Raw genomic sequence first — 7,918 nt, 5'->3', positions numbered from 1 at the left:
AAGCCGTGGTCGATATCGTCCCCGACAAATGTTCCCTAACCACCTGACGCTTGAGCGCCTCGTCGTACTTCGTCATGAAAAACACCCCAAAGGTTGGATCTATGTCCAACTTTTGGGGTGCAGTTCACGCAAACGGGGCGTTTTCGTTCTGGCTTGTATTGCCGGGGTGGCTTAGCGCTTCAGCTTGGCAAAGGCCGCGGCCATGGCGCCTTGCGTGTCCGGCTCGCGGCGGTTGTTACCACCGGCGCCCCGGTTGCCACCACCGCTGCGCTGGCCACGATCGGCCGGGCGGTCGCCGCCGCCCGCGCGGGCAGCCTGCTGGCCGGGCTCGTCATCCAGGCGCATCGTCAGGCCGATACGGTTGCGCTTGACGTCCACTTCCATGACCTTGACCTTGACGATCTGGCCGGCCTTGACCACCTCGTGCGCGTCCTTGACGAACTTGGAGGAGAGCGCCGAGATGTGGACCAGCCCGTCCTGATGCACGCCGATGTCGACGAACGCACCGAAGGCCGCCACGTTCGTGACCACGCCTTCCAGGATCATGCCCGGCTGCAGGTCCTTCACGTCTTCCACGCCTTCCTGGAAGGTGGCGGTCTTGAACTCGGGGCGCGGGTCGCGGCCCGGCTTTTCGAGTTCGGTCAGGATGTCGCGCACGGTCGGCAGGCCGAACTTGTCGTCGGCGAACTGCTGCGGCGACAGGCCACGCAGGCTTTCGCGGTTGCCCATCACGTCGGACAGACCCTTCTTGATGTGGTCCAGGATCTTCTGCACCACGGGGTAGGCTTCCGGGTGCACCGACGAACGGTCCAGCGGGTTGTCGCCGGTGTTGACGCGCAGGAAGCCGGCGGCCTGCTCGAACGTCTTGTCGCCCAGGCGCGGCACTTTCTTCAGCGATTCGCGATTGTTGAATGCGCCGTTGGCGTCTCGGAAATCGACGATATTGCGCGCCAGCACCGAGTTCAGACCCGACACGCGCGCCAGCAGCGGGGCGGAGGCCGTGTTCACGTCCACGCCCACGGCGTTCACGCAGTCTTCCACCACGGCGTCCAGCGCACGCGCCAGCTCGCGCTGGTTCACGTCGTGCTGGTACTGGCCCACGCCGATCGACTTCGGATCGATCTTGACCAGTTCGGCCAGCGGGTCCTGCAGGCGGCGGGCAATCGACACGGCGCCGCGCAGCGATACGTCCAGATCCGGAAATTCCTTGGCGGCCAGTTCCGACGCCGAGTACACCGACGCGCCGGCTTCGCTCACCACGATCTTGGTCAGCTTCAGTTCCGGGGCGCCCTTCATCAGGTCCTGCACGAGCTTGTCGGTCTCGCGGCTGGCCGTGCCGTTGCCGATCGAGCAGAGCGCCACGTTGTGCTGCCTGGCCAGGCGGGCCAGCGTGGCCAGCGAACCGGCCCAGTCACGGCGCGGTTCGTGCGGGTAGATCGTGGCGGTGTCCAGCAGCTTGCCCGTGCTGTCCACCACGGCGATCTTGCAGCCGGTGCGGATGCCCGGGTCGACGCCCATCACGGACTTCGGGCCCGCCGGGGCGGCCAGCAGCAGTTCGTGCAGGTTGCGGCCGAACACCTTGATGGCCTCGCCTTCGGCGGTTTCGCGCAGCTGGGTCAGCAGTTCGGTTTCCAGGTGCGGTTGCACCTTGACGCGCCAGCACCAGCGGCACACGTCGGCCAGCCATTTGTCGGCCGGACGGTTGCGGTTCTCGATGCCGACATGGCGCGCGATCATGCCTTCGCACGGGTGCGGCACCATGGCGTCCTGTTCCTCGCCCAGGCCCAGCTTGACCAGCAGCACGCCTGCGTTGCGGCCGCGGAACAGCGCCAGCGCACGGTGCGACGGCACGGTGCGGAGCGTTTCGCTGTACTGGTAGTAGTCGCGGAATTTCTCTTCCTCGGCGGTTTCCTTGCCTTCCATGACCGTGGACGACACCACGCCGTTGTTCCACAGGTGGTCGCGCAGCTTGCCCAGCAGGTCCGCGGTTTCGCCAAATTGCTCGGACAGGATGTCGCGCGCACCGTCCAGCGCGGCCTTCACGTCGGGCACGCCACCGTCGGCGGTGGGGTTGCCGTTGACGTACTTGGCGGCCTCGGCCTGCGGATCGAGCGTCGGGTCGGCCAGCAGCGCCTGGGCCAGCGGCTCCAGGCCGCATTCGCGGGCGATCTGGGCACGCGTGCGGCGGCGGGGCTTGTAGGGCAGGTAGAGGTCTTCGAGCGTCTGCTTGGTCTCGGCGGCCTCGATGGCAGCGCGCAGCTCGTCGGTCATCTTGCCCTGTTCCTCGATCGACGCCAGGATCGTGGCGCGGCGGTCTTCCATGTCGCGCAGGTACAGCAGGCGTTCTTCCAGCGTACGCAGATGCGTATCGTCGAGGTTGCCCGTCACTTCCTTGCGGTAGCGGGCGATAAACGGCACCGTGGCACCTTCGTCCAACAGGTCGACGGCAGCCGCTACCTGGCGCGGTTGCACGGACAGTTCGGCCGCGATCAGCGACACAATCTTTTGCAGGACGGAAGCAGGCAGATTGGACATCGAGAAAACGAGTCAGTCGAAAGCGGGGCATTGTGCCACAAGCGCGGCGCGCTTCCGGTGACGGGAAGACACCTTTTACACTGTCTTTTCGACGGCTTGCGCGGGTGGTGCCCGCACGGCACCCGCGGGGCGGTTCGCGCCGCTGTCCGGGGTGGCCCCGGATGCTAGAATCGCGGCATGATCGTCAAGCCCCTTTCGGCCGTCATGGCTCGCCCGGTTTCCCATTCCGTCTCCCCGGTTGCCACGCTGGCGCTGGCCGCGCTGCTGCTGGCGGCGCCGCTGGGCGCCGCGCACGCGCAGGCGTCGGCACCTGCCGCCGCAACCACGCCTGCGCCGACGTCCGCGCCCATCCCGCCGGACCCAGGCAAGCCCCGCGATTTCGAGGCCGAGCGCAAGGCCATCGGCGATTCGCGCGCCTGGACCAACTACCGCTTCGCGGTGGCCGAGCGGGCGTGCTACAGCAAGTTCCTGGTCACCAACTGCATCGAGAACGCCAAGGACGTGCAGCGCGAGGAACTGCACGTGCTGCGCGCCAAGGACCTGGAAATTGGCGATGCCGAGCGGGCCTACAAGGCGGCCACGCGGGATCGCGAACAGGCCCTGCGCCGCGCCGAGTACGAGGCCGGCCAGCCGGGCCGGGCGGCCAACGAACAGGCCAGCCGCGACGCATTCGACCGCAAGCAGCAGGAACAGGCATTGCGCGACGCGCAGGCCAACGGGCAGGCGCCTCAGCGCGCGGCCAATGCCCAGTCGTACCAGAAGAAGCAGGACGATTTCAGCACCCGCATGCAGGAAGCCCAGCAAAAGGGGGCCGAAAGCGCGCGTCAGCGGCAGGAAAACGTCAAGACGTACGAGCAGAAGCAGGCAGACGCCGCGCAGCGCCAGAAGGACCTGGAGGAGCGGCGCGCAAAAGCCGAGGAGAAGCAGAAGCAGGGCGGCCAGAATGCTGCGCCGAGCCCGTTCGGTTTCTAATTCGTTGCCAGGTTGGCAGGGTGGCAGGGTCGGGCGGTGCCGCAGGCGGCCGCCCTGGAGTACGAAGGCGCACCATGGATGAAAATCTCAACACGCTGGAGCGGCAGATCATCGAGTTGCAGATCGAACACCGCGACCTCGATTTCCTGATCGACCGGTTATCCGCCGATCCCGCTCACGACGAATTGCAGCTACGCCGTCTGAAGAAGCGCCGCCTCAAGCTCAAGGACGCGATCACCTTGCTGCAGCTGCACCTGGAACCCGATGTACCAGCCTGACGGTTCATCCGACGGTCCATCCGATGGGGCGCTGGCCTGACCACCCGGCCAACTGAAGCGCCCACGCACCCCATATTTCCCGTGGCAGGCCAGCCGGCCACGGGTATCGAAGAAAGCCCCACCTTGCCAGATCCCACCGACGACCTCCTGTCCGATGCCGCCGAGGCGCCAGACGCACACGAATCCGCTGCATCGCTGGGCGACGCCGTTGCCGCGGCATCGGCCAGCCAGACCGCCTCGCAAGCCGCACAACTGTCGACGATGTTCGCCGAAACCGGCACGCTGGCCACGGCGATCCCCGGGTACCGTCCGCGGGCGTCGCAGTTGAAGATGGCCGAAGCCGTGGCCAATGCCATCGGGCAGAACGACACGGTCATCGTCGAGGCGGGCACCGGCACCGGCAAGACCTTTGCCTATCTGGTGCCGGCCATGCTCTGGGGCGGCAAGGTCATCCTGTCCACCGGCACCAAGAACCTGCAGGACCAGTTGTTCCTGCGCGATATTCCGACGGTGCGCCATGCGCTGAACGTGCCGGTGTCGGTGTCGCTGCTCAAGGGCCGCGCCAACTACCTGTGCCACTACCACCTGGAGCGCGCGCAGGCCAACGGCAGGCTGGCGTCGAAGCAGGATGCCGCGTGGTTGCGCGACATCGGGAACTTTGCCAAGACCACGGCCACCGGCGACAAGGCCGAACTGGCGGCCGTGCCGGAGAACGCGCCCGTCTGGCAACTGGTGACGTCCACGCGGGACAACTGCCTGGGCAGCGAATGCCCGCATTACAAGGAGTGCTTTGTGATGCGCGCCCGCAAGGAGGCGCAGCAGGCCGACGTGGTGGTGGTGAACCATCACCTGTTCTTTGCCGACGTGGTGCTGCGCGATACCGGCATGGCCGAACTGCTGCCAGCCGCCAACACCGTGATCTTCGACGAAGCCCATCAGTTGCCGGAAACGGCCACGCTGTTCTTCGGCGAAACGCTATCCACCAGCCAGTTGCTCGAACTGGCGCGCGATACCGTGGCCGAAGGGCTGTCACACGCCCGCGACGCCGTGGACTGGGTGGCGCTGGGCGCGCCGCTGGAACGCGCTGCACGCGACCTGCGCCTGGCATTTGGCCGCGACAACGTGCGCATGGCGATGGGCCAGATCGACGCCGATCCGCGTACCGCCGAACCGTTCTACGAAACGCTCGATGCGCTGGAAGAGGCGCTGTCGGGGTTTGTCGAGGCGCTGGAATCGCAGGCCGAGCGCGCCGAAACGCTGGAGCAATGCCATCGCCGGGCCGTGGAGCTGGCCAACAAGCTGGAGGTCTGGCGCGACGACCGCGTTGCCGCGCCGCCGCCGGCTCCGGAGACGGCCACGGCCGAAGGGGCATCCACCGAGAGCAGCCAGGAAACGCCGCCCCCGCCCGCACCTGCCCAACTCGGGCCGGACACCGTGCGCTGGGTGGAAGTGTTCTCGCAAACCGTGCAACTGCACCGCACCCCGTTGTCGATCGCCCCGATCTTCACGCGGCAACGCGAAGGCCAGCCGCGCGCATGGGTCTTTACCTCGGCCACGCTGTCGGTAAAGGGAAATTTTGCGCATTACGCGGCCCAGCTCGGGTTGAACAAGGATCAATCGCTGACGCTGCCCAGCCCGTTCGACTACGCAAAGCAGGGCCTGCTCTACGTGCCGCGCGACATGCCGCCGCCGAATTCGCCCCAGTTCACGGAAGCCGTGGTGGAAAAGGCGTTGCCGCTGATCGAGGCGGCTGGCGGCCGCACCTTCCTGCTCTGTACCACGCTGCGCGCGGTGCAGAAGGCGTCGGACATGCTGTACGACCTGTTCGCCGCGCGCGGCATCAACTTGCCACTGCTGGTACAGGGGCAGGCCAGCCGCACGGAACTGCTGGACCGCTTCCGTCAACTGGGTAACGCGGTGCTGGTCGGCAGCCAGAGCTTCTGGGAAGGCGTGGATGTGCGCGGTGAGGCGCTTTCCCTGGTCATCATCGACAAGCTGCCATTCGCGCCTCCCGACGACCCGGTACTGGCCGCGCGCATGGAGGTGCTGCAGAAAAAGGGCCTGAGCCCGTTTGCGGTACACCAGCTGCCGCACGCGGTCATTACGCTGAAGCAGGGCGCGGGGCGCCTGATCCGTTCGGAATCGGATCGCGGCGTGCTGGCCATCTGCGACACACGGCTCGTGGAAAAGCCATACGGCCGCCAGATCTGGCAGAGTCTCCCGCCCTTTACGCGCACCCGCGAAGCCGACACCGTCATTCGGTTCCTGGAAGGGCTGCGCCTGAACGAAGCGCCGGTGTCCGACATCAATACCGACACCGACGCCGAGTAACTGTGTTGGTCTGCATCTGTCCACCGAGAGGCTGTCCTCACGCGCGTTGAGCGCGCTGGCGCTCGCCCCGCCAACTTGATGATCCGTTGATGCAAGGCTCAGCTGAATTAAGAAAAATCTGATTCAAAAGGGCTATGTCTCGCCGCTAGGCTGACGCTTTGTTTTGAGCGTAGGCAGACGAGTGACGATGAGCATCCAGTGGATCAAGGGCATGTACGTGCCATACCGCACGCGCGTGGCTGGCAAACTGGCGGCAACGCTCTCGGAGTCGATGCTTGCGGGCTGCCTGTTGGCGGGCTGCGTGTTGGCGCCCGGAATGCGTGCCGATATGCCGCCGGACGCCGCGGCGGGCGGCCGTGTCAATGCCGCCGATGTCATCCCCATATCCTGGGAACTCGTCGAATCGCTACGCGGCGAACCGGCGCCAGGCAACCAGGACATCCAGGCGCTGGAGGGCGGCCCGGAACCGTATCGCATCGGCCCCGCCGACATTCTCTCGATCATCGTCTGGGACCACCCCGAGCTGGTCTTCCCCCACCAGACCTATTCGATCGGCGCCGGCTACGAAATTCCCAGCTATAGCGGCGCTTCCAGCGTGCCGGGCTACGTCGTCAGCCAGGCCGGGGAGATCCAGTTCCCGTATGCCGGCAACCTGACGGTGGCAGGCATGACCGCGCGGGAACTGCACGATCAATTGACGACAGTGCTGGCACGGGTCATCCAGTCGCCGCAGATCACGGTCCGGATCCTGGCTTACCGCAGTCAGCGGATCTACCTCGATGGCGAGGTCAAGGTGCCGGGGCCGCAGTACATCGACGATGTGCCGATGACGCTGGTCGAGGCGCTCAATCGGGCAGGCGGCGTGAACGGCAACGCCGGAGACAGCAGCCGCATCATTCTGGACCGCAAAGGCAGGCGCTGGATCATCAACCTTCCTGCGCTGCTGCACGCGGGCCATGACCCGGCGGCGATCCGGCTTCGCGCGGGCGACATCGTGCGCGTGGAGCAGCGCGAAGACAGCAAGGTGTTCGTGCTGGGCGAAGTCAACCGGCCATCGGTCGTGCTGCCACGCAATGGGCGGCTCACCCTCAACGAGGCACTCGGAGAGGCCGGAGGCGTCAACCCCATGACCAGCGATCCCCGCCAGATCTACGTGGTGCGCAGGCTGGAATCCCACCGGCCGCAGGTCTTTCACCTGGACGCACGTTCGCCCGTGGCGCTCGCGCTGGCCGAAGGATTCCCGCTCAGGCCGCGCGATGTGGTCTACGTCGATGCGGGAGACCTGACCCGCTGGGCACGCGTCGTCAACCAGCTCATTCCCAGCGCGCAATACATCAATTCCACCGCTGACATCCTCAAATGATTCGTAAAATCCTTGTTTTATGCGTCGGCAACATCTGCCGAAGCCCGATGGCCCAGGGGCTGTTGCGGCACGCCATGCCCGAGCGGTCCGTGAGGTCGGCGGGTCTAGAAGCGGTGGCGGGCGCGCCGGCCGATGCCCATGCCATCGCGGTCAGTTCGGCTGCCGGCATCGACATCAGTGCACACCGGTCCCGGCAACTCGATGCCGAACATTTTGCGTGGGCCGATCTGGTGTTGGTGATGAATGACCGGCAAAGGCGTGCGACGAAATGGCTCTGCCCGCCGGCCTCGGGCAAGATTTTCCACATCGATGATCGATCGGGCCGCGATGTTCCCGATCCTTTCGGCGCCCCCTATGCCGAGTTCGAGCGGGTCTTCGACCTGATCCGCGACAGCGTGCAAAACTGGGTGCCGCGCATTCGCGCGTGCGCCTGACGGGT

6 protein-coding genes are annotated in these 7,918 nt (G+C 66.1%); 5 read left to right on the top strand and 1 reads right to left on the bottom strand.

Annotation, left to right across the window (positions count from 1 at the left end):
- Positions 1-171: 171 nt before the first annotated feature.
- A complete protein-coding gene (locus tag CYJ10_RS12970; RefSeq protein WP_101681915.1) occupies positions 172-2,535 on the bottom strand; it encodes a Tex family protein in 2,364 nt (787 codons plus the stop codon).
- 177 nt (positions 2,536-2,712) lie between these two features.
- On the opposite strand from CYJ10_RS12970, the gene CYJ10_RS12965 reads away from it, so the two are divergent.
- From CYJ10_RS12965 to CYJ10_RS12945, 5 genes are all read left to right on the top strand, one after another.
- Positions 2,713-3,507, top strand: a complete 795-nt coding sequence (locus CYJ10_RS12965) for a hypothetical protein (protein ID WP_101681914.1) — start codon at positions 2,713-2,715, stop codon at positions 3,505-3,507.
- A 74-nt stretch (positions 3,508-3,581) separates the two neighbouring features.
- Complete coding sequence (locus CYJ10_RS12960; protein WP_101681913.1) at positions 3,582-3,785, top strand: DUF465 domain-containing protein; 204 nt, start codon at positions 3,582-3,584, stop codon at positions 3,783-3,785.
- Between the two features lie 123 nt (positions 3,786-3,908).
- Positions 3,909-6,116, top strand: coding sequence for an ATP-dependent DNA helicase (locus CYJ10_RS12955; protein WP_257993294.1), 2,208 nt, complete (start codon positions 3,909-3,911; stop codon positions 6,114-6,116).
- A 211-nt stretch (positions 6,117-6,327) separates the two neighbouring features.
- Positions 6,328-7,479 (top strand): polysaccharide biosynthesis/export family protein, encoded by a 1,152-nt coding sequence (locus CYJ10_RS12950; RefSeq protein ID WP_101682129.1) that lies wholly within the window; start codon positions 6,328-6,330, stop codon positions 7,477-7,479.
- A complete protein-coding gene (locus CYJ10_RS12945; RefSeq protein WP_101681912.1) occupies positions 7,476-7,913 on the top strand; it encodes a low molecular weight protein-tyrosine-phosphatase in 438 nt (145 codons plus the stop codon). Before CYJ10_RS12950 ends, CYJ10_RS12945 begins: the two co-directional genes overlap by 4 nt.
- Positions 7,914-7,918: the final 5 nt, after the last annotated feature.

This window comes from Cupriavidus pauculus, from assembly GCF_002858765.1.
Taxonomy (GTDB): domain Bacteria; phylum Pseudomonadota; class Gammaproteobacteria; order Burkholderiales; family Burkholderiaceae; genus Cupriavidus; species Cupriavidus pauculus_B.
Note: the sequence above shows the minus strand (reverse complement) of the source record. Positions and strands in the feature narration are given on the sequence as shown.